Here is a 22,712-nt window from a genome sequence, read left to right on the forward strand (position 1 = left end):
TGAGTTACAGCCGGAACCGCAGAGATACGGCCTGTCCACCCCGCAGAACATCCAAATTCAATCTGCGCCCCGGATCGGTCATCGCATCCACCACGTCTTTAGGATGTTGGACTTCCGTTCCGTTGATACTTAGGACCACGTCACCAGCGCGCAATCCGGATCGTCCACCGTACCGGTCTGCGTCCACAATCACCACGCCAGTTTGCGACAGCAAAAGCCCCATCTGGGTAATGATCGCAGGGTTGATGCGCGACACCTTCAGGCCCGGCATCACGGTGCTATCGTTCAGAACGGTTTCATCAGCCGGTGGAGTTTCCGGGACCTTGATCAGGGCAACCTCGATATCCGCACTGTCGTGACCCCGCAGCCGGGTCAGCACCGAAGTGCCACCGACGCCGGCGACGGACATGCGGAACTTCATCTCGGCTGGGGAATTCACCTCATCCCCATCCACATGGGTCACCACATCCCCCACGCGCAGCCCTGCCTCACCCAGTGGACTCAGGGCGTGCAGGTCCGAGATCACAACACCCATAGGGAATACCAACCCCAGAGATTCGGCGATATCCGCACTCATGTGCTGACCAGCGACCCCGGCCCACGGACTGACAAAGCTGTCGTTCCCGGCCTTGGCCTGGCGCAAAAATTCGGCCACCAGATTTGCCGGGATCGCAAACCCGATACCGTTGGAGCCGCCTGATCGCGTCAGGATCGAGGTGTTAATCCCGATCAGATCGCCATTCACGTCGATCAGCGCCCCGCCGGAATTGCCAGGATTGATCGCGGCGTCGGTCTGAATGAAGTACCCACGTGCATTACCCGTTGCCGTCCCAGTCCGCGCCAGACCTGAGATGATCCCGGAAGACACGGTTTGGCCGACACCAAACGGGTTGCCAATCGCCAGTGTCAGTTCTCCCACCTCGACATGGTCGGAATCGCGAAAGTTCAGATGCGGCAGGTCTTTGGCCTCTTCCAACCGCAGTATCGCAATGTCGCTTTCCTTGTCCCCCAACACCACTTGTGCCGAATACTCACGCCGATCGGTTGTCACGACGCGGATTTCGGTGGCAGTTCCAACAACGTGGTAGTTCGACACCACATAGCCGTCCGCAGACAGAATGACGCCAGAGCCCAGCGAGTTCTGAACCCTTGGGCGCGGTTCGGCAAATCCCCTGCCAAAGAACTCCTCAAAAAACGGGTCCGAGAAAAACGGATTGGCCCGGCCCTGCCTTACGATCTTGGCATAGATATTGACGACTGCGGGTGAGGCCTGTTTCACCACCGGCGCGAAACCAAGGCTGATTTCGGCCTGCGATGTTGGCACCTTTGTTTCAGCATTTGCTGACACTGCAAGCGTCGCCAGCATCAGAGAACAGAGAACTTTCCGCATGATCCATCCGTCGGTTAATCGCCTATCGGATATGCGTCTACATGGGCCGTAATGCAAGCATCCGTTCAGCGCGTTGGAGGCGTCAATCCAACGGAGCGTGCAGCCGCGTGCCTTCCGTGATGATCCCGCCACGCTGGCCCACCTCAATCGTGCCATAACGTTGCCTGAAAACTTCGGGCAATTCGCGGTCTCCTTTCGGCGACAGCCAAAGCCTCAGCAAATGGCGTCGCTCTGCCGGGTCAGGCCAGTCCACGAACCCGGTCCGGTCGTGCAGTTGCGAATGGTTGTACACGAACTGCATGTCACCCGGTTGCAGCCGCATGGAAAGACAGAGGTCGGGATCATTCGCCAGCGCATCAAACCGATCCAGCGCCTCAATGTGATCCGGTGTCAGCCGCATCGCTTCAGGAAATCGTTGCGCACTGTCGATATACTGCCTTTGGTAGAACACCGTCAGCTTACCATCGTGCCAGGAGAACGGCGGGATCGACATAAAAGGTTCCATGCCGTCCGGCACTTCCCCTCGTCGGTCGGTCGCTATTGGGTCAAACAACCGTTCCAGCATTTCCGGGCATTCTGACCGCATCCTATTAAAGATCGTCTCGGCACTGACCAGCAGCGAATCTCCGCCCTCCTTAGCCTCGCGCAGGCACAGCAGACCGACGATATCGGCGCTGTCGGTGTGAAATGTCTGGCGCTCATGCGTTTGATAGATCCGAGTTTTCGGATCGTTCGCATCTGCCCCGATGTCGCGCACATGCCCCAAAATGTGTCCCTGCGCGTTCTGTGACCGGGCCGAGCCTAGATGAGCACCGACGCCGCAGAAAATCGTGGCCGCGACCTGTTGCGTATAATTCTGCACCGGAAGGCCACGGATCACTTCGAAACCGATCCCGTTGATCAGCTTCTCTCGCAGGCTTGCCAGATGCCGGTCAAACCTTTTTAGGGGAAAAGCGGGTTTTGTGATCTCACCGATATCTCTTTCGAGGCTCAGGTAGTGACGGGCAGCTCGCTCAAGATCCTCGACGTCGTCCGCCGTCAGATCAATGATCCATTCACTCCGACGCGTACGCATGTCCTGACCGGTCCAGACAGACGGTCCCGTGAGTTCGTTCGGTAATTTAGTTGGGATTGCCATCATCCGTCCTCCACGCTCATCATGCAGCATGATCTGTGAGGTTCGGGGATTCATCAACGGATATCGCCGAAAATGCTCTACCCGCGACGCCAAGGGGCCAAAAAGAAAAAACCCCCGCGTCCGAAACGCGGGGGTTTGAATTCAGAAAGCCGGGCTTTCTTATTCTTCGTCTGCGGCCTCTTCGGCGGCAACGCGGGCTTTGTCAGCCGCGCCTTTGGCGTCCAGATCACGATCAACGAATTCGATGATCGCCATCGGTGCCATGTCGCCATAGCGGAAGCCTGCTTTCAGGATACGGACGTATCCGCCCTGACGCTCGGCGTAGCGGGGGCCCAGGATTTCGAACAGCTTTGCGACGTCTTTGTCTTCTTTCAGCTGCGATGCGGCCTGACGGCGGGCGTGCAGGTCGCCGCGCTTGCCCAGAGTGACCAGCTTTTCGATGATCGGGCGCAGTTCTTTTGCCTTGGGCAGAGTTGTTTTGATCTGCTCATGTTCGATAAGCGAGCCAGCCATGTTCGCAAACAGAGCCTTGCGGTGCTCATGAGTACGGTTCAGGCGGCGGTAACCACGTGCGTGACGCATTTTCTAGTTCCTTCTTCAGCGTTTTGCTTTGTCTGGCCGGCGATGCGTGTCACCGGCTCTCCTTGGGGCGGAAGTGCCCGTATTGTCCCCGGAAAGCCCGGGCATTGGGGAAGACGCGCTTAGAACGCGTCTTCGAATTTCTTCGCCAGATCCTCGATGTTGTCGGGCGGCCAATCCTCGACATCCATGCCGAGGTGCAGACCCATGCCGGACAGCACTTCCTTGATCTCGTTCAGCGACTTGCGGCCGAAGTTCGGGGTGCGCAGCATCTCGGCTTCGGTCTTCTGGATCAGATCGCCGATGTAAACGATGTTGTCGTTCTTCAGGCAGTTTGCCGAACGCACCGACAATTCCAGCTCGTCTACTTTCTTCAGCAGAAGCGGATTGAACTCTAGACCATCGTCTTCGTCCTGACGACCAGCCGCTTCGGGCTCGTCGAAGTTGACGAAGATCGACAGCTGATCCTGCAGAATACGGGCGGCAAAGGCCAGCGCGTCTTCCGGGGTGATCGAACCATCAGTTTCGATCTTCAGGGTCAGTTTGTCATAGTCCAGAACCTGACCTTCACGAGTTGGCTGAACGTCGTAGGCAACCTTTTTGACCGGCGAATAGATCGCGTCAATCGGGATCAGACCGATAGGCGCATCTTCCGGCTTGTTCTTCTCAGCCGAAACATAGCCCTTACCGGTGTTGACGGTCAGTTCCATGAACAGGTCGGCGCCATCGTCCAAGTGACAGATGACGTGATCGCGGTTCAGAACCTCGATACCGGCGCTTTCGCTGATGTCACCTGCGGTAACAACGGCGGGACCTTTGGCATTGATCGACAGGCGCTTGGGGCCTTCGACTTCCATCCGCAGGGCAACCTGCTTGAGGTTCAGGATGATGTCAGTGACGTCTTCACGAACGCCAGCGACGCTCGAGAATTCGTGCAATACGTTGTCGATCTGGACGCTAGTGATGGCCGCACCTTGAAGCGAGCTCATCAGGACGCGACGCAGCGCGTTGCCCAGCGTCAGACCAAAGCCACGCTCCAGCGGTTCAGCAACCAGGGTTGCCTGACGCGCAGGGTCGTTGCCCGGCTTGCCTTCCAGCTGTGTCGGCTTGATCAATTCAGCCCAATTCTTATGGATCATGTAATCCCTCCATTCCTGTCCGCGCCCCATGACCAACAAGGTGCAGACGCCCGAGGTTCAAAATGACGTGCTGGGGCCGTGCGAAAACACAGCCCCAGCTCAATTCAAAATCGCTTAGACGCGGCGGCGCTTCGGCGGGCGGCAACCGTTGTGAGCAATCGGTGTCACGTCACGGATCGACGTGATGTTGAAGCCCACAGCAGCCAGCGCGCGCAGAGCCGATTCACGACCCGAACCGGGGCCCTGAACTTCGACTTCCAGCGTCTTGACACCGTGATCCTGCGCCTTCTTGCCTGCATCTTCTGCAGCCATCTGAGCGGCGTAGGGTGTCGATTTACGCGACCCTTTGAAACCCATGGTTCCTGCCGAAGACCATGCAATGGCGTTGCCTTGCACGTCCGAGATCAGGATCTTGGTGTTGTTGAAGGTCGAATTCACATGGGCGACGCCTGATGCGATATTCTTGCGCTCTTTTTTCTTGGTACGAGTCTTTTCGCGTGCCATCAGTCAGACCCTCCTTATTTCTTCTTACCGGCAATGGCCTTTGCGGGGCCTTTGCGGGTACGAGCATTGGTATGGGTACGCTGACCGCGAACGGGCAGGTTACGACGGTGACGCAGACCGCGGTAGCAGCCCAGGTCCATCAGGCGCTTGACGTTCATCTGAACTTCGCGGCGCAGGTCACCTTCAACGGTGAAGTTTGCGTCGATATGCTCGCGGATGGCCAGAACTTCGGCGTCGGACAGTTCATTGACGCGACGGGTCGCGTCGATGCCTACGGCTTCGCAGATCGCTTTGGCCGAAGTGTTTCCGATACCGGTGATATATGTGAGGGCGATAGGTACCCGCTTTGCAGTCGGGATGTTTACGCCGGCAATACGTGCCACGTGTCACTTTCCTTTTTTGTTGCGGTTCCGTAGCTCCGGAACCTTTTTTCACAACACTCGATCTTGGCAGTGACGCCAGAGGATCCAGTATTATTCGAGGTGGTCGGGGCATCCGGAACGAATCCCGCATGCGGTCGTGATTCCCGTTAGGGATGGGGGTCGATATGGGCTTTTCCCGCTCAGGTCAAGGGCAGAAATGGATCAGCCGTTTCCGACGTCGACGCCACCATCCAAAACCTGCGAAATCTCGTTTTGAACGGCGTCAATTTCACCCAGGCCGTCAACCCAGGACAGGTTGCCCTTGGCATAGTAATAGCCGATCAGCATCGAGGTCTTTTTGTAGTACTCCATCAGACGGGTCTTGAGGCTCTCCTCATTATCGTCTGCGCGACGTTTGAAGTCGTTCTCTTTGCCGCAGTTGGTGCATTTTCTGTCCGCCGGGATCGGCTTGGTGACGTCATTGTAGACCTCGCCGCAGCCACCACAGGTCGAGCGTGCGGTGATCCGTTCGACCAGCGCGTCATCGTTGACTTCCATCGCGATGACCGCGTCCAGCGTTTCGCCGGTGCTGTTCAGCAGATCTCCCAACGCGTCAGCCTGTGCCAGCGTGCGAGGGAAACCGTCGAAGATGAAACCGCCCTTGGCACCCTGTTCCAGCTTTTCACGGATCAGGCCGATGACAATCTCGTCGGTTACCAGCTCACCCTTGGCCATCACTTCAGCCACGCGGTTGCCCATTTCGGTCCCGCTGTCCTTGGCTTCTCGTAGCATGTCACCGGTGCTCAGTTGCACCATGCCGCGCGTTTCTACCAGGTGACGCGCTTGCGTTCCTTTGCCCGCACCCGGCGGGCCCAACAAAATGATGTTCATCGACGAGCGGGTCCCTTCCTGCCGCGTTTCTTGCTTTTTCCGCGCAGCTGGGACTTTTCGATAAGCCCTTCGTATTGATGCGCCAGCAAATGGCTCTGGACTTGCTGGATCGTGTCCATGGTCACAGAGACGATAATCAGAACCGAGGTGCCGCCGAAGTAGAACGGGATGGCGAATTGGTTCCGCAGAATTTCAGGCAGCAAACATACCAGCGCCAGATAGGCCGAACCCAGAACCAGCACGCGGTTGACCACGTATTCCAGATACTCGGCGGTTTTCTTGCCGGGGCGAATGCCAGGCACAAAACCATTCTGCTTTTTCAGGTTGTCCGCAACATCATCCGGTTTGAACGAGACGTTGAACGTGTAGAAATAGGCGAAGAATACGATCATCGACGCGAAGAACAGCAGATACAGCGGCTGACCGGGGCCAAAGTTGGCCAGCAGCCAAGACATGACCGGCCCGTTTGTGGCACCCGACGAGAAGGTCGAGATCGTCACCGGCAGCAACAGCAACGAGCTGGCAAAGATCGCCGGGATAACGCCCGCCGGGTTCACCTTGACTGGCAGGTGGCTGGAGCCGCCCTCGTATACCTTCATGCCGGCCTGGCGGCGCGGGTATTGAATGTGGATCTTGCGCAGCGCGCGTTCCATGAACACCACGAAGGTGATGACCACGATAACCATGACAATCACACCGATGATCACGGCGGGGCTGATTGCACCCGAGCGACCCGACGCAAAGAACTGCGCCAGAGCGGCCGGAACCTCGGCAATAATGCCGACGAAGATGATCAGAGAGATACCGTTGCCGATGCCGCGCGCGGTGATCTGTTCACCCAGCCACATCAGGAACATCGTACCGCCAACCAGAGTGATCATGGTCGACATGCGGAAGAAAAGCCCAGGGTCGGTGGCCAGATCGCCCGATTCCAGCGAAACCGCCAGACCATAGGCCTGAACAGTGGCCAAGGCCACGGTGCCGAAACGGGTGTACTGGTTGATTTTCTTGCGCCCCTGCTCGCCCTCTTTCTTGAGCTGTTCGAGCGCGGGAACCATGGATGTCAGCAGTTGCACGATGATCGAGGCTGAAATGTAAGGCATGATGCCGAGGGCAAAGATACCCATCCGCCCCAGCGCCCCGCCGGTGAACATCGAAACCATGCCGCCGATGCCCTGCCCCGCTTGTTCCATGAACTCGCGCAGTGCTTGTCCGTCGATCCCCGGCACCGGAATGAAGGTGCCCAGACGATAGACGATCAGCAATGCAAGCGTGAACAGGATGCGGTTGCGCAGATCGGTGGCTTTACCAAGGGCAGACCAGCTTGTGTTGGCTGCCATTTGTTCTGCTGCTGATACCATAAATCGGTCTCTCTTATGAAAACACCGCCCGGAACCGTTTTCCGGCTCGGGCGGCGTCTTGGAAAACTCTGAGGTCTATGTAAGCGGGTCTTCGCCCGCTCACAAGCGCTTACTCTGCCGCAGCAGCTTTTGTGACCGTAAGTGAGCCGCCCGCTTTCTCAACTGCTTCAACAGCAGCTTTCGAAGCACCGGTGACTTCCAGGTTCACTTTCGCGCTGATTTCGCCCTTTGCCAGAACGCGGATACCGTCCAGTTTGCGACGGACCAGACCGGATGCAACCAGTGCATCTTCGGTGATCGCAGCTTTGGCGTCCAGCTTGCCGGCGTCGACGAATTTCTGGATCAGGCCCAGGTTGATAACGGCGAATGCCTTGCGGTTCGGCTTGTTGAAGCCGCGCTTGGGCAGACGCTGATACAAAGGCATCTGGCCGCCTTCGTAACCGTTGATGGCCACACCCGAACGGGATTTCTGGCCTTTGATACCACGGCCACCCATTTTACCTTTGCCGGAACCCGGACCACGGCCAACGCGAGTGCGTTTCGGTGTGGCGCCAGGATTGTCGCGCAGTTCGTGCAGTTTCATTTCGCTTCTCCTTAGCCGGAAATGACCCGCGAAGCGTGATGGGTCAGACACGGCATTTCTTGGTTTTGATTCGTATGGCGCAAAGCCACCGCAGGCGTATAGGACTGTTGGGACAAGTTGGCAAGCCCACAGCCCCTAGACGTCATTCGTCAGACACGTCGACAAGGTCGTTTGTTGCGGCTTTTGTCTGCAGGGGCGCTGCGTGCGGGTCGATCCCATGCTTTTCGACCAACCGGCCAACCATACTTTCCGGATGCGGGATTCCATTGAACCTATTGCGTATGAACGAACGCATGCGCCGTCCGTAGAAATGGATCGACATGGTGTTCTCAGTAAGGAACCGCTCGGCATTTCCGTTGGGCCGCATCATTGCCCGCCGATCCTTGTATGTTACAGGGTACAAAACGTCCTGGGGTTGGGAAAATCGCGCCTCATTATTGTCCCGCAAAAGCCAGGTCAGGGCGCGTGGGCCCCAAATGCCCCACGGCATATCGCTTGCGTGCGGCGTTTCACCAGCCAAGGCCATGTCAATAAGCGGCCGCCGTTGCTTGGGCGACAGCCAATGCGGAATGCGACAAGGGTGATTGGTGTAATCGATCAAATCATACAGCGTTGCGCTGTCCGCAGGCAAAGCCAACACCCCACCGTTGATTTCGTGCGCGGCTAGCCAACCATGCAAATGACCGTTTTCAGTTGTAAAGGGTTTGACGCAATACGCGTCGGTATCGGCCCAGATTATGTCCGGCACTTTCGCCAGCATCTGCACGCGAAACTTGTCGGAATGCAGCGCGGGACTGCCCGTGCGCTTGTGTAGGATCACCTCATCATCCGCCAGTACCTCCCGCGCGTCACGCACTTCGACACCCTCGGGGATGTTTGTGACCGGCCCGTAAGTATAGAGGCGAACATGTTGACCGACATCCAGGAATGATTTGATGCACAACTGCTCGAGAAAGCTGAGAGGGCCTTCAATCCAAAGCATGCCAACCTGATACTCTTTCACCGGATCCGACCCTTCATGTTGTTCTTGGTTGCGGCTCCGACAGGCGCCCAACTGCGTGTTTGGCCCATTTCCCGCAGGGTCGCAACGGTTGGAGCTAATTTCCTGTCGACTGTGCCAAGAGCACCCCGGAATCAAAAGAGACGCCCTCAGGCGTCTCTTGGTCAGGTTGTCGGTAAGGTCACGAACAGTAAACGTGGTCCCGAGCGATGTCCTTAATATCGCAGCGGCGAACACCGATGTCGTCCAGTTCACGATCTGTCAGACTCTGCAATTCCGAATAAGTCTGATCATACTGAGCACGCAGGGCATTTGCCTCTTTGACGCGCTGGAAAAAGTTCGCGATGCGGGCGCTCAGGCCAAAGCCGTCGCGGGAATATGTAGCTGTGTGAGCCATGGTGTATTTCCTTTCTCTGCCCGGGGCGAATTCCCCGGAAACTGTTTGCGTTCCTTGTTTGGACAGGCCTGAGATAGGTCCAGGCGATATCGCTAACAACCGAAGTTTCGGTCTAGCCGTTATGCATCTATTGAATAGCTGAGCAGCAGGGATCGATGCTGCGAGACCGATAGCATGCGATGAAACGGCGGCTACGGTCAAAGCCTGGTCCAGCTACTTTCCCGCACGTCTTCTGCGGGCAGTCATCGCCCGGCCGTCGCGTATACTCAGCCCCATCAGCGTCAGGTTGGCTGCCCCCGCGAGCAACTCAACGACCTGCACAGAGTAAAAACTGGCATCGAAGTCCCCTGCGTTTGCTTTTGAGCTGAGATAGATTGCGGCGGGAACAAGGATCAACAGGCCGTTCATCGCGATGATCGGCATTCGCTTCTTCTTGGCAAGCGCCCGCGCGTCCTTGCGTCGACGCCCAAGGGACATGCCGGATGCACCCACGATCACCATCGCGGGCACTAGGATAAACAGCCCACTGACGATCATGGACTTTACGGCCGCGACAGTGGCATGGGTCGCAAAGAACTCGCTGTACAAAGTGGATGTCCAGAACATGAATATTGTCAGGAATCCTATTATACCGGCGATGGGGTGAATTGATTTTATCATGTGCCTACTCCGCTTTTGGCATCAGGCGACGCAGTGGTTTTCGACTGTGAGTTTTCTTAGAAGATGTGGACGTGCCACGGCGCTTTCGGGATAGTCTGCAATTCGACGCTGGAACTCTGGGTGGGTGAAGGCGTCGCGAAAGCTTTTGACGTCCTGCCAGATCGCATAATTCACGAAGGTCGAGCTGCCAGCGATCCCCTGATGAAGCTGGGTCGAGATGTATCCCGGCTGGAACTTCATGAAGTCCGCATCGTGTGCCCAGGCCTTCAACAGCGCCTCTTCGTCTTTCGCGTCCACCGTAAAAACGTTGATCAGCACCACGGGGCCTTCCTCGGCCTGCATCTGATCAGCCAGTGTGACGACCTTATCCATCTCTTCGATATGAGCCATTTCGATTCCTCTTCATTCACTTGTATAGCTTGCTATATATTATTGCATAGCTTGCTATTCAAGTGTAAATCTCAAGCATGGATTTCGAAAAAGAGAACTCGGCCGGATATCTGGTCAATCACATGGCGCGATTGTTCGCGAAAGAGCTGCAACACCACATTGCGCCTTTGGGCATCGTTGTTGGACAGTTCCCAGTCTTACTGGAGCTTTGGCTCAAAGACGGAGTCACCCAAAAGGATCTGCTGGCCAAGATTGACGTCGAACAGGCGACCCTGGCCAACACGCTCAACCGTATGGAGCGCGACGGCTTGATCAAAAGAACGAAAAACCCCGCTGACGCCAGGGCTCAGTTGATCTGGTTAACCGAAAAGGCCGTCGCGCTTAGAAACAGCGCCTATGAGTCGGCCCAGAACGTGAATTCCCAAGCCTTGCAAGTTCTGACTGAGCCTGAGCGGGCGCAGTTCATGGATTATATGCGGCGGGTAATAAGCGGAATACGTACAAGTTGAACTAAAACCACATCGGGTGAGGCGACAGTCAACACTGCCCTTAGACAAAAAAACGCCCCCGAACTGATCGGAGGCGTTTCTAGCTCTTAGAAGCAAGGCGCTTAGCCGCGCTCTTCGATGATCTCAACCAGATGCGGGATCTTGTTGACCATGCCGCGCACCGAGGGGGTATCCTCAAGCTCGCGGGTTTTGTGCATCTTGTTCAGGCCCAGGCCGATCAGAGTTGCGCGCTGTTCAGCGGGGCGACGGATCGGGGAACCGATTTGCTTGACGACGATGGTTTTTGCCATGGGTCGCTCTCCTTATGCTTCTGCTTCAGCAGCAGCTGGTGCTTCGTCCCGCTTGGGCAGGATGTCAGCAACCTTTTTGCCACGACGCTGGGCAACCGAACGCGGGCTCTGCTCTTTCTGCAGGCCGTTGATGGTGGCGCGGATCATGTTGTACGGGTTCTGCGAGCCCAACGACTTGGACACAACGTCCTTTACGCCCAGCATTTCGAACACGGCACGCATCGGACCACCGGCGATGATACCGGTACCTTCAGGTGCGCTGCGCATAACCACTTTACCGGCGCCATGACGGCCTTCGATGTCGTGGTGCAGGGTACGACCTTCGCGCAGTTGCACGCGGATCATCTGACGCTTGGCTTGTTCAGTCGCTTTGCGGATGGCTTCAGGTACTTCTTTCGCTTTACCTTTGCCAAAGCCGACGCGGCCTTTCTGATCGCCTACGACCACCAGAGCGGCGAAGCCAAAGCGCTTACCACCTTTTACGGTTTTCGATACGCGGTTGATCGCTACCAGACGATCTGCGAATTCCGGAGTTTCGTCGCGGTCACGTCCACGGCCCCGGCGGTTATCACGTTCTGCCATTTTGGCATCCCTTTTTTTGGTGACGCTTGCGGCGTCGTTTGTTCAATCCAAGTGGGCCTCGGCATTGCCAAGGCCCCCGGATCATCGGGGCGGATCGAAACCCGCCCGCAAGTCTTAGATCTTCAGACCACCTTCACGCGCAGCGTCGGCGACAGCCTTCACTTTGCCGTGGAACAGGAAGCCGCCACGATCGAAATAGGCCTCTTCGACGCCTGCCTTCTTGGCACGCTCGGCGATGGCCGCGCCCACTTTGGTGGCCGCTTCGACGTTGTTCTTGCCAACAACACCCAGATCTTTTTCTAGGGTCGAGGCCGAGGCCAGGGTCACGCCACGTACGTCGTCGATCAGCTGAACAGAGATGTTCTTGTTCGAACGGTGTACGGACAAACGCGGACGACCCGCGTTGACCTTGCGAAGTTTGTTCCGAACGCGCAGGCGGCGCTTCAGAAACAGGGTTCTTTTGCTGTTTGCCATTGTTTGCGTCCTTACTTCTTCTTGCCTTCTTTGCGGAAGATGAACTCGCCCTTATAGCGGATGCCTTTGCCCTTATAGGGCTCGGGACGGCGCCATTCGCGGATTTTCGCCGCGACTTCGCCCACCTGCTGCTGGTCGTTACCTTCCACAATGATCACGGTCTGCTTCGGCGCGGTGATGGTGACACCTTCCGGAGCGACGAAATCAACGTCATGGCTGTAGCCCAGGTTCAGCTTCAGGGTGTTGCCCTGCATCTGAGCCCGGTAACCAACACCCTGGATCTCCAGCTCTTTCTTGAAGCCTTCGGTCACACCGGTCACCAAGTTTGCGACCATTGTGCGGCTCATGCCCCACTGCTGGCGCGCGCGCTTGGACATACCGCGAGGGTTGATCTGAACCACGTTATCTTCGACCGACAGCGTAACGTCGTCGGTCGCAGTGAAGCTGCGGGCGCCTTTCGGGCCTTTGACTTCGATGGTCTGGCCGGAAACCGAGGCAGTTACGCCGCTGGGCAATTCGACCGGACGTTTACCAATACGAGACATTGACAGACCTCCTTAGAAGACGGTGCAGAGCACTTCGCCACCAACATTGTTGGAGCGTGCGTTCTGGTCCGACATCACACCTTTCGGAGTGCTGACAATCGACACACCCAGACCCTGACGGACCTGCGGGATGTCATTGACGCCCATGTATACGCGACGACCGGGCTTCGAGACCCGCTTCAGTTCGCGAATGACAGGGGTGCCTTCGTAGTATTTCAGGCTGATTTCGATGGCCGGATGACCGTTTTCACCGGTCGTCGCTTCGTAGCCACGGATGTAACCTTCGTCCGCCAGCACGTCCAGAACCCAACCGCGCAGCTTGGAAGCCGGGGTGGAAACGGTGGACTTGCCACGCATTTGCGCGTTGCGGATACGGGTGAGCATATCGCCGATAGGATCGTTCATATCATTCTCTCCCTTACCAGCTCGATTTCACCATGCCGGGGATCTGACCAGCAGAACCCAGCTCGCGCAGCGCGATACGGCTGACCTTCAGCTTACGGTAGTAAGCGTGGGGACGACCGGTCAGCTGACAGCGGTTGTGCAGACGAGTAGCCGAGCTGTTGCGCGGCAGTTTCGCCAGTTTCAGACGCGCTTTGAAGCGCTCTTCCATCGGCTTGCTCTCGTCATTCGCGATTTCTTTCAGCTCGGCACGCTTTGCGGCATATTTGGCCACCAGGCGTTCGCGCTTCTTCTCGCGTTCGATCATTGCTTTTTTAGCCATGTCTCAATCCTCCCGGCGCTTACGCGTTGAACGGCATGTTGAAAGCTTTCAACAGTGCCTTTGCTTCAGCGTCGGTTTTCGCTGTGGTGGCAATTACGATGTCCATGCCCCAGACTTCGTCAACTTTGTCGAAGTCGATTTCCGGGAACACGATGTGCTCTTTCATGCCCATGGCAAAGTTGCCCTGACCATCGAAAGACGGCTTCACGCCGCGGAAGTCACGGATCCGTGGCATCGCGATGGTGATCAGACGATCCAGGAATTCGTACATCCGGTCACCGCGAAGGGTCACTTTCGCGCCCAGCGGCATGTCTTCACGGACGCGGAAGCCAGCGATCGACTTCTTCGCCTTGGTCGAAACAGCCTGTTGACCAGCAATCGCAGTCAGATCCTCGACAGCAGCTTTTGCTTTCTTCGAATCTTTGACCGCTTCGGCACCACAACCGATGTTCAGAACGATTTTGTCCAGCTTGGGCAGCTGCATGTCGTTCTTGTAGCCGAACTCTTCTTTCAGAGCGGCACGGATGGTTTCAGCGTACTGAGCTTTCAGACGCGGGGTGTAGGTTGCGTTATCAAGCATCGATCACGTCCCCCGTGGTCTTGGCGAAGCGCACTTTCTTGTCACCTTCCATGCGGAAGCCAACGCGGGTTGCTTTACCGTTTTTGTCCAACAGAGCCAGGTTCGACAGCTCAATCGGGTTTGCCTGAGGCAGGCGACCACCCTGGCTGTTCTGGGTCTGGCGGGTGTGACGGATGGCGATGTTGATGCCATCGACAACAGCTTTACCGGCTTTAGGGTCAACCGAGGTGATAGTACCCTCTTTGCCCTTGTCCTTGCCGGCTAGCACGACGACCTTGTCGCCTTTGCGGAGTTTAGCAGCCATGATTACAGCACCTCCGGAGCCAGCGAGATGATTTTCATGAAGTTCTTGCCACGCAGTTCACGAACAACGGGGCCAAAGATACGGGTACCTACCGGCTCGTTGTTGTTGTTCAGGATGACGGCGGCGTTGCGATCGAAACGGATCGCGGTGCCGTCTTCGCGACGGACTTCTTTGGCGGTGCGTACGACGACGGCCTTACGGACGTCACCTTTCTTTACGCGGCCGCGCGGGATGGCTTCCTTCACCGAGACGACAATGATGTCGCCGACGGAGGCGTATTTACGCTTGGAACCACCCAGGACCTTGATGCACTGAACTCGGCGTGCGCCGGAGTTGTCAGCGACATCCAGATTGGTCTGCATCTGGATCATGTGGTTTCTCCCGACCTGTGGGGGCTGGTCTGGTTAGATCCCCCAGGGTTTCGACAAATGGAAAAATCCTGAAAGCTTACGCTTCCAGAACTTCCCAACGTTTCGTCTTCGATTTCGGCGCGCATTCGATGATGCGAACAGAGTCACCGACCTTGAAGGCGTTCTTTTCATCGTGAGCCCGGTATTTCTTGGACTTACGGATGGTTTTCTTCAGAACCGGATGCGTAAAGCGGCGCTCGACGGACACGGTTACGGTTTGTGCGTTGGCATCGCTGGTTACGGTGCCGGACAGGATACGCTTGGGCATAGGATTACTCCTCCGATGCCGCAGCAGCGGCCTTTTCGTTCAGGATGGTTTTGACGCGGGCAGCGTTGCGGCGGGCCGCTTTGATGCCGGCGGTGCTTTCCAGCTGACCGGTTGCCTGTTGAAAGCGCAGGTTAAAGCTTTCTTTCTTCAGGTTGGCCAGTTCCTCGCGGAGCTGGTCCGGGGTCTTGTCACGCAGTTCTTGGGCGTTCATCGCCTTTTCCTTTGCTCAAAACACCAGAAGGCCCCTTACAGGGTCACCTTTGACCTGGTGGATGAATGATAGACATACGAATCCCCCGACTCGGCCGGGGGAACGCAAGATGCCGCTCTATAGGGGAGTCGCTGGTGGGTGGCAAGGGAAACTTTGGGAAGACACAAGCAGCTACTCTAAGCACGCTATTCCTTGCTTACTTAACTAAGCCCAAATGTCGTGCGATGGTGGCGCTGTCGTAATAGTCTCTTCCCTCAACAACCATGCCACCTTTCACCCGCATCACCGAGCAATAACGCACTTCGTATCGCTTTCCGGTCGGTTCGAATTCACCAAGGCTTGAATGCAGCACACCTGTATGAGTGCCGGTGTTGTGGAACTCGACGATAGCCCATTCACCGCAATCGCTGACGATCACATTGTCAACGATGCATTCTCCATCTGGGAATGCCAGTCGCCAGCGCTCGTAGTCCTCTTTGTATGCTAACTTGCCAAGTTGTTTTTCTTCACGAGCAACATCCTCAAACTGGCAATCTTCGGCAATTACCTCGGCTCCGCGATCAGGATCGCGCATACCCCAACTCTCGTGGAATTGGCGAACCACTCGTTCAGCTTCTTTCACAGCAAACACCCCCCATGATCCAAGGAGCATACAAGATACTATATGAGCTGGCTCCAGATTTTCTCAGATTGTGTTACTGACCATTCCAATCGAAGGTGTGTGGCAACTCAGTCAAAAATCTAGCTAGGTCTAAATTGAAACGAAAAACGCGGCCTCGTTTGCACGAGACCGCGTCTTCAACTGTCTAAGTCTAAGTGACTTACGCCAGAGCGATGTTCACAGCCGACTCGCGACCGTCACGGCCGGGCTCGATGTCGAATGTTACTTTCTGGTCGTCAGCCAGGCCGGTCAGACCCGAGCGCTCAACAGCAGAGATGTGTACAAACACGTCTTTGCCACCGGTCTCCGGTGCGATGAAGCCAAAACCTTTAGTTGTGTTGAACCATTTTACGGTGCCATTGGCCATATCCGTAGTCTCCTATTAAATTGCTGTCCGCGGAATTGCGACAGCGCGGCGTTGTAGGTCTGGATCGAGAGACTGAACGCCGAAGATTCGGGAGACAGTGGTCGAAAAAGAAAAACGTAAGCGTGCCTCACATGGTTCATGACGACACATATTGCAAGGTTTTTCGACAACTCGAAGTGAAAAGTGATTGGCGGGGGCGCCGCCCATTCGTCCCGCAATCGCTACATTAGTACAATTGCTGTGTCGTGACCCGGGGTTCACTCCCACTTATAGTTAAAGCTGACACTGATCCGCTCATCCTCGGCCATATTCATCGGCACCTCATGGCGCAGCCAGCTTTCCCACAGCAGGACATCCCCCACCTGCGGCTTCATATAGATGAACGGCTGCAAATCCCGCCGCCCGCCCTTTAGCCGCGTCGGTGCCGCCATCATGCGGGCCGAGCGGGGGTCCTCCAGTTTCAGCGCGCTCGCCCCTTCGGGCATCGCCACATAGGTCGTGCCGGAAATCACGCTGTGCGGGTGCAGGTGGCTGGAGTGCATTCCGCCTTCAGGGAGAATGTTGATCCACAGGTCTTCGAGCTTTAATTCACCCTCGCCCAGATCGAACTCCAGATCCTTGGCCAAGGCTGCCACATGCTGATCCAACGCCTTGACCAGATCGGCAAAGATCGGGAACCGCCAGGGCAGATCGGTCAGCGAGGCATAGCTGGTGTAGCCGGGATAGCCGTTTTCTTCGCACCATTCCTGCCCGGCCTCATCATCCTCGGCGATGACAAGACAAGAGTTTTCCATTTCCTCGGGATCGATCTTGGGATCGAATTCGGAAAGTGCTGCGCGATAAAGACGAGTAACGAAGAGTGATTCAATCTGTGCCATGGGCCGGGCATAGCCCAAGCCCTGACCCAAGACCAGCCCCGACCAGCCTTCAGTTTTTGACCGGTCCCGAACCGCAGCGCGGGATCGGGCGTCCGCCATCTGCGTAGGCCAGACACATGACGATCTCGTCCGGTTTCGGCGCATCCGGAATATTCAAAGTCATGGTATCGAAATGGTCAAAGGACCACGGGTTGTCCTTGTGCCCAAGCGGCAGATCGATTGAACATCCCGGTGCCCCGAGCTTGGCATTAGACGGAATGACAGCTTCGCCCCCACCCGCTGTAGCACGCATAGGAGCGCCAAGTTTCGGGTGGATCAGTGCGCCGCCTTGTTCGAGATCGCCATTCGCGCCAACAATCGCTGCTTTACCATACGAAATCGGAGAACCGTCGAGTTGAGAAACAGCCTCGGCCGCGAGGTCAGCGCCGAGCGCACCACCTATTTCAAACAGCTCGGACAAGTCTTCCGAAAATTTACCGGCGAGTGGGTTCTGTATTACTGCCAAAGCTGCAACCCGGCAGACCGGAGCACATAGTTGCCCCAATTGATCGGTGGTTATGACCTCTTTGATGAATACCTTCTTGCGCAGCTGAAACATATGATCCTCCCATTCACAATTGTCAGCCTATGGGGGCCATGGACAATCGTCGACTTCTTTCACGAAACGATGGGATGGATCACAATAGGCTGACGAAAAAGAAAACCCCCGCCGGTGTCCCGACGGGGGTTAATCTTGTTACGAAGGGCTTTCGCCCAATCGCTTACCAGTCTTCGCGGATCACTACGCGGGTCTTGATCGGCAGCTTCATCGCGGCCAGGCGCAGGGCCTCACGGGCGATGTCGTCATTGACGCCGTCGATCTCGAACATCACGCGGCCAGGCTTGACTTTGCATGCCCAGCGGTCGACCGAACCTTTACCTTTACCCATACGAACTTCGATCGGCTTTGCAGTGACCGGAGTGTCGGGGAAGATGCGGATCCAGACACGGCCCTGACGCTTCATGTGACGCGTCATGGCACGACGTGCAGCTTCGATCTGGCGTGCAGTTACACGCTCAGGCTCAAGAGCTTTCAGACCATAGGTGCCAAAGTTCAGATCAGAGCCGCCTTTGGCTTCACCCTTGATCCGGCCTTTGTGCATCTTGCGGAATTTAGTACGCTTTGGTTGAAGCATATCTTTCCCTCCTTAGCGACGACCGCCACCAGCACCACGAGGTGCAGGGCCGTCCTGGAGTTCCTGTGCTTTACGGTCACGTGCCTGCGGATCGTGCTCCATGATCTCACCTTTGAAGATCCAGACCTTGATCCCGATGATCCCGTAGGGGGTCATCGCTTCGGCATGTGCGTAATCGATGTCGGCGCGCAGCGTGTGCAGAGGCACACGGCCTTCGCGGTACCACTCGGTCCGTGCGATTTCAGCGCCGCCCAGACGGCCAGCGACGTTCACCCGGATACCCAGAGAGCCCATGCGCATGGCGTTCTGAACCGAGCGCTTCATTGCGCGACGGAACGAAACACGACGTTCCAGCTGCTGAGCAATGGACTCGGCAACCAGCTGCGCGTCAAGCTCGGGCTTGCGCACTTCGACGATGTTCAGGTGCAGTTCGCTGTCAGTCATGTGAGCAAGTTTTTTGCGCAGAACTTCAATGTCTGCACCTTTCTTGCCGATGATGACACCGGGACGCGCGGTGTGGATCGTAACGCGGCACTTCTTGTGCGGACGTTCGATGATCACACGGGCAATACCGGCCTGCTTGCACTCTTTGTTGATGAACTCACGGATCTTGAGGTCTTCCAGCAGAAGATCACCGTAGTCCTTGGTGTCGGCGTACCAGCGGCTATCCCAGGTGCGGTTCACCTGCAGGCGCATGCCGATCGGATTTACTTTATGACCCATTAGGCTTGCTCCTCAACTTGACGCACCTTGATGGTGATCTCCGAGAACGGCTTCATAATCTTGCCGAACCGACCACGGGCACGCGGGCGACCGCGCTTCATGACCAGGTTCTTGCCAACCCATGCTTCGGCGACGATCAGCTCGTCAACGTCCAGGTTGTGGTTGTTCTCGGCGTTGGCGATTGCGGACTGCAGGCACTTCTTGACGTCCTGCGCGACACGCTTGTTCGAGAAAGTCAGATCGGTCAGAGCCTTCTCAACTTTCTTGCCGCGGATCATTTGCGCAACCAGGTTCAGTTTCTGCGGGCTAGTGCGAAGCATGCGTGTTTTCGCCATTGCTTCGTTTTCAGCCACGCGGCGGGGGTTCTTTTCCTTGCCCATGACTTACTTCCGCTTCGCTTTTTTGTCAGCGGCGTGACCGTAATAGGTACGAGTTGGCGAATACTCACCGAACTTCTGACCGATCATGTCTTCCGAGACGTTGACGGGGATATGCTTATGGCCGTTGTACACACCAAAGGTCAGACCCACGAACTGGGGCAGAATGGTGGAACGACGCGACCAAATCTTGATGACTTCGTTGCGGCCCGACTCGCGCGCTGCTTCGGCTTTTTTCAGCACGTAAGCATCGACGAAAGGACCCTTCCAAACAGAGCGAGACATAGATTAACGTCCCTTCTTCTTGGCGTGCCGCGAGCGGATGATCAGCTTCTGGGACGCTTTGTTCTTGTTGCGGGTACGCTTACCCTTGGTGTCCTTACCCCATGGAGTAACCGGTGTACGGCCACCCGAGGTACGACCTTCACCACCACCGTGCGGGTGATCGATCGGGTTCATTGCAACACCACGAACCGACGGACGAACGCCCTTGTGGCGCATACGACCGGCTTTACCGAGGTTTTGGTTGCTGTTGTCGGGGTTGGACACGGCACCGACGGTGGCCATGCATTCCTGACGGACCATGCGCAGCTCGCCCGAGCTCAGACGGATCTGAGCGTAGCCGCCATCGCGACCAACGAACTGAGCGTAAGTACCGGCCGCACGTGCGATCTGACCGCCTTTACCAGGCTTCATCTCGATGTTGTGGACGATGGTACCGATGGGCATGCCCGAGAACGGCATTGCGTTGCCCGGCTTGATGTCAGCCTTGGCGGATGCCACGACTTTGTCACCAACAGCCAGACGCTGCGGAGCAAGGATATATGCCTGCTCGCCGTCTTCGTATCTTACCAGTGCGATGAATGCGGTCCGGTTCGGGTCATATTCGATCCGTTCGACGGTTGCCGCGACATCAAATTTATTCCGTTTGAAGTCAACGATCCGGTAGAGACGCTTTGCGCCACCGCCGCGGCGGCGTGAAGTGATCCGTCCGGTGTTGTTCCGGCCGCCCGATTTGGTCAAACCCTCAGTGAGAGACTTGACCGGACGTCCTTTCCAAAGCTCCGAACGGTCGATCAGCACCAGCCCGCGCTGGCCCGGCGTCGTCGGCTTGTACGACTTGAGTGCCATGCTTTCTGTCTTCCGTTTAGCAAGTGCAGGGGATTTCCCCGCTATGTGATAGGCCCCCGTAGGTGCCAAGGGTATAGGGCCCCGAAGGTCCCCGGTTACAAATATCAGAGGCCCCGGAACGAATCCGAGGCCGTAAGATTGGGAGCGTTTAGCAGTGTTGGGGGTGGGTGTCTATAGAAGAAACCCGAATTTCATCTTCCAAACATGCGATCGCCTCAAGCAGCACCTACTGCCAGCTTGAAAACACTTCGCGGGCCTTTTCACTCTCGGGCCGCAGGTTTTCGATCCCCCCATAGGGCACACCTTTGCCCAGTGGCAGGTGAGGATACTTTTCGATCATCTTCTGGTGCCGTTTCATCATGTCCTGAAAGGACGCGCCGGACCAGAGTGAGCCACCGATATCGGGCGTGGATTCACGAGGGTCACGCAACACGTTATAAACCGGCGCTGCAGCGCCGGGCACACCGGGCGGCGGTAAGTGCATTTTGAATTCCTGCTTAACAATCGAACGCAGAACAGGGCCCTCGTAGATATAGACGTAGTCTCGGCGTGAGTTCCCTTCGCCCTCCAAAAGCAATGCGGTCTGGTCGATCCCATCTATCACACGATCGCGCGGAATATGTTCACTGCCTCCCGCGATCCGAGCCAGCGTGGTGTATAGATCTGAGACGTGAATAATGTCACCGGCATAGCTTCCGGCTTCGACGGCGGCTGGCCATCTGACAAAAGCATCAACCCGCACACCACCTTCAAGGTGTTCGGCTTTACCACCGCGATATATCAACTCCATCATCCCCGAATCCGGCGAGTATTGTTTGAAAATCCCGTTGTCCGCCATGAAAATGACCAGCGTGTTCTCGGACATACCGAGGTCATCAATCTTGGCCAGCAATTCACCAAACCATGTATCTACAACTTCCAACTTGTCTGCCATGAAGCCACCATTCCGACTCGTTTGCTGATCGGAATAGGTGAAGTTCAACGGATAGAGCGGCCAATATTGCAGGAAGAAGGGAGAGTCTTCTTTCGACAATAGTTCGAGCTGCTCCAGGGCTTGGGATTGGTAGCGTTCATTCATTCGTTCGTAATGCGCCTGCGTCCATTCTTCACCCGGAGCGAGGTCAACTTCTCGGGCCAATCCTCCCGCCTTAGCCTCCAACCCCGTCACAAGCCCATAGGGTTTAAACAGTTGGTCAACGGCAAATTCACCGGACTGGGTAGATCGGTGCCAACCGTTTAGATTGCTCGCTGCTGCGGCTTCAGGTGTCATCAAACTCAGCTGCACTTGCTGATGGACAGGAAAAAAGGCGTTATCGAACCCCTGATTGTGCGGGAACGACTGCTCAATATCTCCCTGATGCCACTTACCTACATGGGCAGTATTGTAACCGGATTGCTTTAAAACCTCAGCCAGCGTCACCTCATCTGCCGACAGTCCTTCGCCAACCAGGGCAACTTTCACTTCTTCCTGCCCGGCACGAACCGGGTGGCGACCCGTCAAAAAAGCCGTTCTCGTCGGAGTGCAAGAGGGCTCTGTATACATGCGCATAAGAGAAAGGCTCTCTGCGGCAAAATCGTTGATTTCCGGGGTATCAAAGCCCGTCACATAGTTCATTGGCCGACTGCCCATCAGGCCGAAACTCACATCGTCTATCAGGACAAAGAATATGTTTGGTGGGCGGTCATTATTGGCAGATCGAATAGCTGCAAGCTTTGCATCGACTTCGAGATCCTGCGCGTCCCATTGATCACCGAATTGCGCCCGAAGGAATTTGTACTCGCCATCATGTACAATCGGTTGGCCTTGTGCATGCAGAGTTGTTGCAGCAGCCAACGCGGCAAAAATGGTTCGAAAAAGCATCAAATCCCTCCAATTGACTATCGTCTCAAGGATAGCGGTTTGAGCCCACCAGTCAAACATTCAACAATTTGACGGAGAGAGCCCCGTCAATCAAAAAAAGGCCCCCGCCTTCGCGGGGGCCCTTATCTCTCTCCAAAGACGGATCCGATCAGAGACCGGTAGAACGTTAATGGTGTTACCCTCTTCCAGGGTCACATTTTCTTTTTTGACGTCTTTCCGACGGCCCAGCTGGTCGAGGAACCTACCCC

At 56.3% G+C, this 22,712-nt stretch carries 35 protein-coding genes and 1 pseudogene; 1 reads left to right on the top strand and 35 read right to left on the bottom strand.

The window, feature by feature from the left end; translation table 11 throughout:
* Positions 1-4: 4 nt before the first annotated feature.
* From AC2FI9_RS20150 to AC2FI9_RS20210, 13 genes are all read right to left on the bottom strand, one after another.
* Positions 5-1,393, bottom strand: a complete 1,389-nt coding sequence (locus AC2FI9_RS20150) for a trypsin-like peptidase domain-containing protein (protein ID WP_496770194.1) — start codon at positions 1,391-1,393, stop codon at positions 5-7.
* Positions 1,394-1,472: 79 nt separating this feature from the next.
* Positions 1,473-2,528 carry a TauD/TfdA family dioxygenase gene (locus tag AC2FI9_RS20155; RefSeq protein ID WP_496770169.1) on the bottom strand — a complete coding sequence of 352 codons (1,056 nt, stop codon included), beginning with the start codon at positions 2,526-2,528 and terminating at the stop codon, positions 1,473-1,475.
* Between the two features lie 159 nt (positions 2,529-2,687).
* Positions 2,688-3,110, bottom strand: coding sequence for a 50S ribosomal protein L17 (gene rplQ, locus AC2FI9_RS20160; RefSeq protein ID WP_058272384.1), 423 nt, complete (start codon positions 3,108-3,110; stop codon positions 2,688-2,690).
* 119 nt (positions 3,111-3,229) lie between these two features.
* On the bottom strand, positions 3,230-4,246 hold the full coding sequence (locus tag AC2FI9_RS20165; protein ID WP_113791474.1) for a DNA-directed RNA polymerase subunit alpha: 1,017 nt from the start codon (positions 4,244-4,246) through the stop codon (positions 3,230-3,232).
* 114 nt (positions 4,247-4,360) lie between these two features.
* Positions 4,361-4,750, bottom strand: a complete 390-nt coding sequence (gene rpsK / locus AC2FI9_RS20170; RefSeq protein ID WP_037311698.1) for a 30S ribosomal protein S11 — start codon at positions 4,748-4,750, stop codon at positions 4,361-4,363.
* 14 nt (positions 4,751-4,764) lie between these two features.
* Complete coding sequence (gene rpsM, locus AC2FI9_RS20175; RefSeq protein ID WP_058272383.1) at positions 4,765-5,133, bottom strand: 30S ribosomal protein S13; 369 nt, start codon at positions 5,131-5,133, stop codon at positions 4,765-4,767.
* Positions 5,134-5,334: 201 nt separating this feature from the next.
* Positions 5,335-6,003, bottom strand: a complete 669-nt coding sequence (locus AC2FI9_RS20180; RefSeq protein ID WP_496770172.1) for an adenylate kinase — start codon at positions 6,001-6,003, stop codon at positions 5,335-5,337.
* The gene (gene secY / locus AC2FI9_RS20185) at positions 6,000-7,364 is read right to left on the bottom strand and encodes a preprotein translocase subunit SecY (protein WP_058276180.1); all 1,365 of its coding nucleotides are present in this window, start codon (positions 7,362-7,364) and stop codon (positions 6,000-6,002) included. The genes AC2FI9_RS20180 and secY overlap by 4 nt, the downstream gene beginning before the upstream one ends.
* Before the next feature lie 109 nt (positions 7,365-7,473).
* On the bottom strand, positions 7,474-7,947 hold the full coding sequence (rplO, locus tag AC2FI9_RS20190) for a 50S ribosomal protein L15 (RefSeq protein ID WP_496770176.1): 474 nt from the start codon (positions 7,945-7,947) through the stop codon (positions 7,474-7,476).
* 142 nt (positions 7,948-8,089) lie between these two features.
* On the bottom strand, positions 8,090-8,950 hold the full coding sequence (locus AC2FI9_RS20195) for a hypothetical protein (protein WP_496770178.1): 861 nt from the start codon (positions 8,948-8,950) through the stop codon (positions 8,090-8,092).
* Positions 8,951-9,128: 178 nt separating this feature from the next.
* Positions 9,129-9,344, bottom strand: coding sequence for a DUF1127 domain-containing protein (locus AC2FI9_RS20200; protein WP_496725256.1), 216 nt, complete (start codon positions 9,342-9,344; stop codon positions 9,129-9,131).
* Between the two features lie 213 nt (positions 9,345-9,557).
* On the bottom strand, positions 9,558-9,950 hold the full coding sequence (locus tag AC2FI9_RS20205; protein WP_496770180.1) for a hypothetical protein: 393 nt from the start codon (positions 9,948-9,950) through the stop codon (positions 9,558-9,560).
* A gap of 75 nt (positions 9,951-10,025) precedes the next feature.
* Entirely contained in the window at positions 10,026-10,394 is a 369-nt protein-coding gene (locus AC2FI9_RS20210; protein ID WP_496725252.1) for an antibiotic biosynthesis monooxygenase family protein, read from the bottom strand.
* 77 nt (positions 10,395-10,471) lie between these two features.
* Between AC2FI9_RS20210 and AC2FI9_RS20215 the strand changes: the two genes are divergently transcribed.
* Positions 10,472-10,903 carry a MarR family winged helix-turn-helix transcriptional regulator gene (locus tag AC2FI9_RS20215; protein WP_496725250.1) on the top strand — a complete coding sequence of 144 codons (432 nt, stop codon included), beginning with the start codon at positions 10,472-10,474 and terminating at the stop codon, positions 10,901-10,903.
* A gap of 101 nt (positions 10,904-11,004) precedes the next feature.
* On the opposite strand, the gene rpmD is transcribed toward AC2FI9_RS20215, so the two are convergent.
* The 22 genes and pseudogenes from rpmD to AC2FI9_RS20325 all read right to left on the bottom strand — a co-directional run.
* Positions 11,005-11,193, bottom strand: a complete 189-nt coding sequence (gene rpmD, locus AC2FI9_RS20220) for a 50S ribosomal protein L30 (RefSeq protein ID WP_008757946.1) — start codon at positions 11,191-11,193, stop codon at positions 11,005-11,007.
* Positions 11,194-11,205: 12 nt separating this feature from the next.
* Entirely contained in the window at positions 11,206-11,775 is a 570-nt protein-coding gene (rpsE, locus tag AC2FI9_RS20225) for a 30S ribosomal protein S5 (RefSeq protein ID WP_058272455.1), read from the bottom strand.
* A gap of 114 nt (positions 11,776-11,889) precedes the next feature.
* A complete protein-coding gene (gene rplR / locus AC2FI9_RS20230) occupies positions 11,890-12,249 on the bottom strand; it encodes a 50S ribosomal protein L18 (RefSeq protein WP_010437103.1) in 360 nt (119 codons plus the stop codon).
* Positions 12,250-12,260: 11 nt separating this feature from the next.
* The gene (gene rplF / locus AC2FI9_RS20235; RefSeq protein ID WP_058272374.1) at positions 12,261-12,794 is read right to left on the bottom strand and encodes a 50S ribosomal protein L6; all 534 of its coding nucleotides are present in this window, start codon (positions 12,792-12,794) and stop codon (positions 12,261-12,263) included.
* A gap of 12 nt (positions 12,795-12,806) precedes the next feature.
* Positions 12,807-13,199: a 30S ribosomal protein S8 gene (gene rpsH, locus AC2FI9_RS20240; RefSeq protein WP_008757119.1), complete on the bottom strand. Its 393-nt coding sequence runs from the start codon at positions 13,197-13,199 to the stop codon at positions 12,807-12,809.
* Between the two features lie 13 nt (positions 13,200-13,212).
* Positions 13,213-13,518 carry a 30S ribosomal protein S14 gene (gene rpsN / locus AC2FI9_RS20245; RefSeq protein WP_010437098.1) on the bottom strand — a complete coding sequence of 102 codons (306 nt, stop codon included), beginning with the start codon at positions 13,516-13,518 and terminating at the stop codon, positions 13,213-13,215.
* Between the two features lie 19 nt (positions 13,519-13,537).
* Positions 13,538-14,098 (bottom strand): 50S ribosomal protein L5, encoded by a 561-nt coding sequence (gene rplE, locus AC2FI9_RS20250; protein ID WP_058272373.1) that lies wholly within the window; start codon positions 14,096-14,098, stop codon positions 13,538-13,540.
* Positions 14,091-14,402, bottom strand: coding sequence for a 50S ribosomal protein L24 (rplX, locus tag AC2FI9_RS20255; protein WP_170440482.1), 312 nt, complete (start codon positions 14,400-14,402; stop codon positions 14,091-14,093). Before rplX ends, rplE begins: the two co-directional genes overlap by 8 nt.
* Positions 14,403-14,404: 2 nt before the next feature.
* Complete coding sequence (gene rplN, locus AC2FI9_RS20260; protein WP_008757934.1) at positions 14,405-14,773, bottom strand: 50S ribosomal protein L14; 369 nt, start codon at positions 14,771-14,773, stop codon at positions 14,405-14,407.
* A 76-nt stretch (positions 14,774-14,849) separates the two neighbouring features.
* Positions 14,850-15,080, bottom strand: a complete 231-nt coding sequence (gene rpsQ, locus AC2FI9_RS20265; protein WP_058272371.1) for a 30S ribosomal protein S17 — start codon at positions 15,078-15,080, stop codon at positions 14,850-14,852.
* Positions 15,081-15,084: 4 nt separating this feature from the next.
* Positions 15,085-15,291 carry a 50S ribosomal protein L29 gene (gene rpmC / locus AC2FI9_RS20270; RefSeq protein ID WP_037311745.1) on the bottom strand — a complete coding sequence of 69 codons (207 nt, stop codon included), beginning with the start codon at positions 15,289-15,291 and terminating at the stop codon, positions 15,085-15,087.
* Positions 15,292-15,487: 196 nt separating this feature from the next.
* Complete coding sequence (locus AC2FI9_RS20275; protein ID WP_298937828.1) at positions 15,488-15,913, bottom strand: ester cyclase; 426 nt, start codon at positions 15,911-15,913, stop codon at positions 15,488-15,490.
* A 199-nt stretch (positions 15,914-16,112) separates the two neighbouring features.
* The gene (locus AC2FI9_RS20280) at positions 16,113-16,319 is read right to left on the bottom strand and encodes a cold-shock protein (protein WP_010437077.1); all 207 of its coding nucleotides are present in this window, start codon (positions 16,317-16,319) and stop codon (positions 16,113-16,115) included.
* Between the two features lie 257 nt (positions 16,320-16,576).
* The gene (locus AC2FI9_RS20285; protein WP_496770197.1) at positions 16,577-17,197 is read right to left on the bottom strand and encodes a 2OG-Fe(II) oxygenase family protein; all 621 of its coding nucleotides are present in this window, start codon (positions 17,195-17,197) and stop codon (positions 16,577-16,579) included.
* Between the two features lie 49 nt (positions 17,198-17,246).
* Complete coding sequence (locus AC2FI9_RS20290) at positions 17,247-17,795, bottom strand: amino acid synthesis family protein (RefSeq protein WP_282120538.1); 549 nt, start codon at positions 17,793-17,795, stop codon at positions 17,247-17,249.
* A 163-nt stretch (positions 17,796-17,958) separates the two neighbouring features.
* Entirely contained in the window at positions 17,959-18,372 is a 414-nt protein-coding gene (gene rplP, locus AC2FI9_RS20295; protein WP_058272368.1) for a 50S ribosomal protein L16, read from the bottom strand.
* Between the two features lie 12 nt (positions 18,373-18,384).
* A complete protein-coding gene (gene rpsC / locus AC2FI9_RS20300) occupies positions 18,385-19,095 on the bottom strand; it encodes a 30S ribosomal protein S3 (RefSeq protein ID WP_496725243.1) in 711 nt (236 codons plus the stop codon).
* Positions 19,095-19,475: a 50S ribosomal protein L22 gene (gene rplV, locus AC2FI9_RS20305; protein ID WP_039538267.1), complete on the bottom strand. Its 381-nt coding sequence runs from the start codon at positions 19,473-19,475 to the stop codon at positions 19,095-19,097. The genes rpsC and rplV overlap by 1 nt, the downstream gene beginning before the upstream one ends.
* Positions 19,476-19,478: 3 nt before the next feature.
* Positions 19,479-19,757 carry a 30S ribosomal protein S19 gene (gene rpsS / locus AC2FI9_RS20310; RefSeq protein WP_010437056.1) on the bottom strand — a complete coding sequence of 93 codons (279 nt, stop codon included), beginning with the start codon at positions 19,755-19,757 and terminating at the stop codon, positions 19,479-19,481.
* Positions 19,758-19,760: 3 nt separating this feature from the next.
* Positions 19,761-20,603 carry a 50S ribosomal protein L2 gene (gene rplB / locus AC2FI9_RS20315; protein ID WP_496770183.1) on the bottom strand — a complete coding sequence of 281 codons (843 nt, stop codon included), beginning with the start codon at positions 20,601-20,603 and terminating at the stop codon, positions 19,761-19,763.
* 226 nt (positions 20,604-20,829) lie between these two features.
* Positions 20,830-22,464, bottom strand: coding sequence for a sulfatase-like hydrolase/transferase (locus AC2FI9_RS20320; protein ID WP_496725241.1), 1,635 nt, complete (start codon positions 22,462-22,464; stop codon positions 20,830-20,832).
* Between the two features lie 162 nt (positions 22,465-22,626).
* A pseudogene (locus tag AC2FI9_RS20325) lies at positions 22,627-22,707 on the bottom strand (50S ribosomal protein L23); the annotation flags it as partial.
* Positions 22,708-22,712 lie beyond the last annotated feature (5 nt).

This window comes from Ruegeria sp. CDSA246 (assembly GCF_059611225.1).

What these genes read in the sequence shown, in the direction of transcription:
- AC2FI9_RS20155 (WP_496770169.1), bottom strand. Translation starts at nt 2,528, where the DNA reads ATGGCAATCCCAACTAAATTACCGAACGAACTCACGGGACCGTCTGTC.
- rplQ (WP_058272384.1), bottom strand. Translation starts at nt 3,110, where the DNA reads ATGCGTCACGCACGTGGTTACCGCCGCCTGAACCGTACTCATGAGCAC.
- AC2FI9_RS20165 (WP_113791474.1), bottom strand. Translation starts at nt 4,246, where the DNA reads ATGATCCATAAGAATTGGGCTGAATTGATCAAGCCGACACAGCTGGAA.
- rpsK (WP_037311698.1), bottom strand. Translation starts at nt 4,750, where the DNA reads ATGGCACGCGAAAAGACTCGTACCAAGAAAAAAGAGCGCAAGAATATC.
- AC2FI9_RS20180 (WP_496770172.1), bottom strand. Translation starts at nt 6,003, where the DNA reads ATGAACATCATTTTGTTGGGCCCGCCGGGTGCGGGCAAAGGAACGCAA.
- secY (WP_058276180.1), bottom strand. Translation starts at nt 7,364, where the DNA reads ATGGTATCAGCAGCAGAACAAATGGCAGCCAACACAAGCTGGTCTGCC.
- rplO (WP_496770176.1), bottom strand. Translation starts at nt 7,947, where the DNA reads ATGAAACTGCACGAACTGCGCGACAATCCTGGCGCCACACCGAAACGC.
- AC2FI9_RS20200 (WP_496725256.1), bottom strand. Translation starts at nt 9,344, where the DNA reads ATGGCTCACACAGCTACATATTCCCGCGACGGCTTTGGCCTGAGCGCC.
- AC2FI9_RS20205 (WP_496770180.1), bottom strand. Translation starts at nt 9,950, where the DNA reads ATGTTCTGGACATCCACTTTGTACAGCGAGTTCTTTGCGACCCATGCC.
- AC2FI9_RS20210 (WP_496725252.1), bottom strand. Translation starts at nt 10,394, where the DNA reads ATGGCTCATATCGAAGAGATGGATAAGGTCGTCACACTGGCTGATCAG.
- AC2FI9_RS20215 (WP_496725250.1), top strand. Translation starts at nt 10,472, where the DNA reads ATGGATTTCGAAAAAGAGAACTCGGCCGGATATCTGGTCAATCACATG.
- rpmD (WP_008757946.1), bottom strand. Translation starts at nt 11,193, where the DNA reads ATGGCAAAAACCATCGTCGTCAAGCAAATCGGTTCCCCGATCCGTCGC.
- rpsE (WP_058272455.1), bottom strand. Translation starts at nt 11,775, where the DNA reads ATGGCAGAACGTGATAACCGCCGGGGCCGTGGACGTGACCGCGACGAA.
- rplR (WP_010437103.1), bottom strand. Translation starts at nt 12,249, where the DNA reads ATGGCAAACAGCAAAAGAACCCTGTTTCTGAAGCGCCGCCTGCGCGTT.
- rplF (WP_058272374.1), bottom strand. Translation starts at nt 12,794, where the DNA reads ATGTCTCGTATTGGTAAACGTCCGGTCGAATTGCCCAGCGGCGTAACT.
- rpsH (WP_008757119.1), bottom strand. Translation starts at nt 13,199, where the DNA reads ATGAACGATCCTATCGGCGATATGCTCACCCGTATCCGCAACGCGCAA.
- rpsN (WP_010437098.1), bottom strand. Translation starts at nt 13,518, where the DNA reads ATGGCTAAAAAAGCAATGATCGAACGCGAGAAGAAGCGCGAACGCCTG.
- rplE (WP_058272373.1), bottom strand. Translation starts at nt 14,098, where the DNA reads ATGCTTGATAACGCAACCTACACCCCGCGTCTGAAAGCTCAGTACGCT.
- rplX (WP_170440482.1), bottom strand. Translation starts at nt 14,402, where the DNA reads ATGGCTGCTAAACTCCGCAAAGGCGACAAGGTCGTCGTGCTAGCCGGC.
- rplN (WP_008757934.1), bottom strand. Translation starts at nt 14,773, where the DNA reads ATGATCCAGATGCAGACCAATCTGGATGTCGCTGACAACTCCGGCGCA.
- rpsQ (WP_058272371.1), bottom strand. Translation starts at nt 15,080, where the DNA reads ATGCCCAAGCGTATCCTGTCCGGCACCGTAACCAGCGATGCCAACGCA.
- rpmC (WP_037311745.1), bottom strand. Translation starts at nt 15,291, where the DNA reads ATGAACGCCCAAGAACTGCGTGACAAGACCCCGGACCAGCTCCGCGAG.
- AC2FI9_RS20280 (WP_010437077.1), bottom strand. Translation starts at nt 16,319, where the DNA reads ATGGCCAATGGCACCGTAAAATGGTTCAACACAACTAAAGGTTTTGGC.
- AC2FI9_RS20285 (WP_496770197.1), bottom strand. Translation starts at nt 17,197, where the DNA reads ATGGCACAGATTGAATCACTCTTCGTTACTCGTCTTTATCGCGCAGCA.
- AC2FI9_RS20290 (WP_282120538.1), bottom strand. Translation starts at nt 17,795, where the DNA reads ATGTTTCAGCTGCGCAAGAAGGTATTCATCAAAGAGGTCATAACCACC.
- rplP (WP_058272368.1), bottom strand. Translation starts at nt 18,372, where the DNA reads ATGCTTCAACCAAAGCGTACTAAATTCCGCAAGATGCACAAAGGCCGG.
- rpsC (WP_496725243.1), bottom strand. Translation starts at nt 19,095, where the DNA reads ATGGGTCATAAAGTAAATCCGATCGGCATGCGCCTGCAGGTGAACCGC.
- rplV (WP_039538267.1), bottom strand. Translation starts at nt 19,475, where the DNA reads ATGGGCAAGGAAAAGAACCCCCGCCGCGTGGCTGAAAACGAAGCAATG.
- rpsS (WP_010437056.1), bottom strand. Translation starts at nt 19,757, where the DNA reads ATGTCTCGCTCTGTTTGGAAGGGTCCTTTCGTCGATGCTTACGTGCTG.
- rplB (WP_496770183.1), bottom strand. Translation starts at nt 20,603, where the DNA reads ATGGCACTCAAGTCGTACAAGCCGACGACGCCGGGCCAGCGCGGGCTG.
- AC2FI9_RS20320 (WP_496725241.1), bottom strand. Translation starts at nt 22,464, where the DNA reads ATGCTTTTTCGAACCATTTTTGCCGCGTTGGCTGCTGCAACAACTCTG.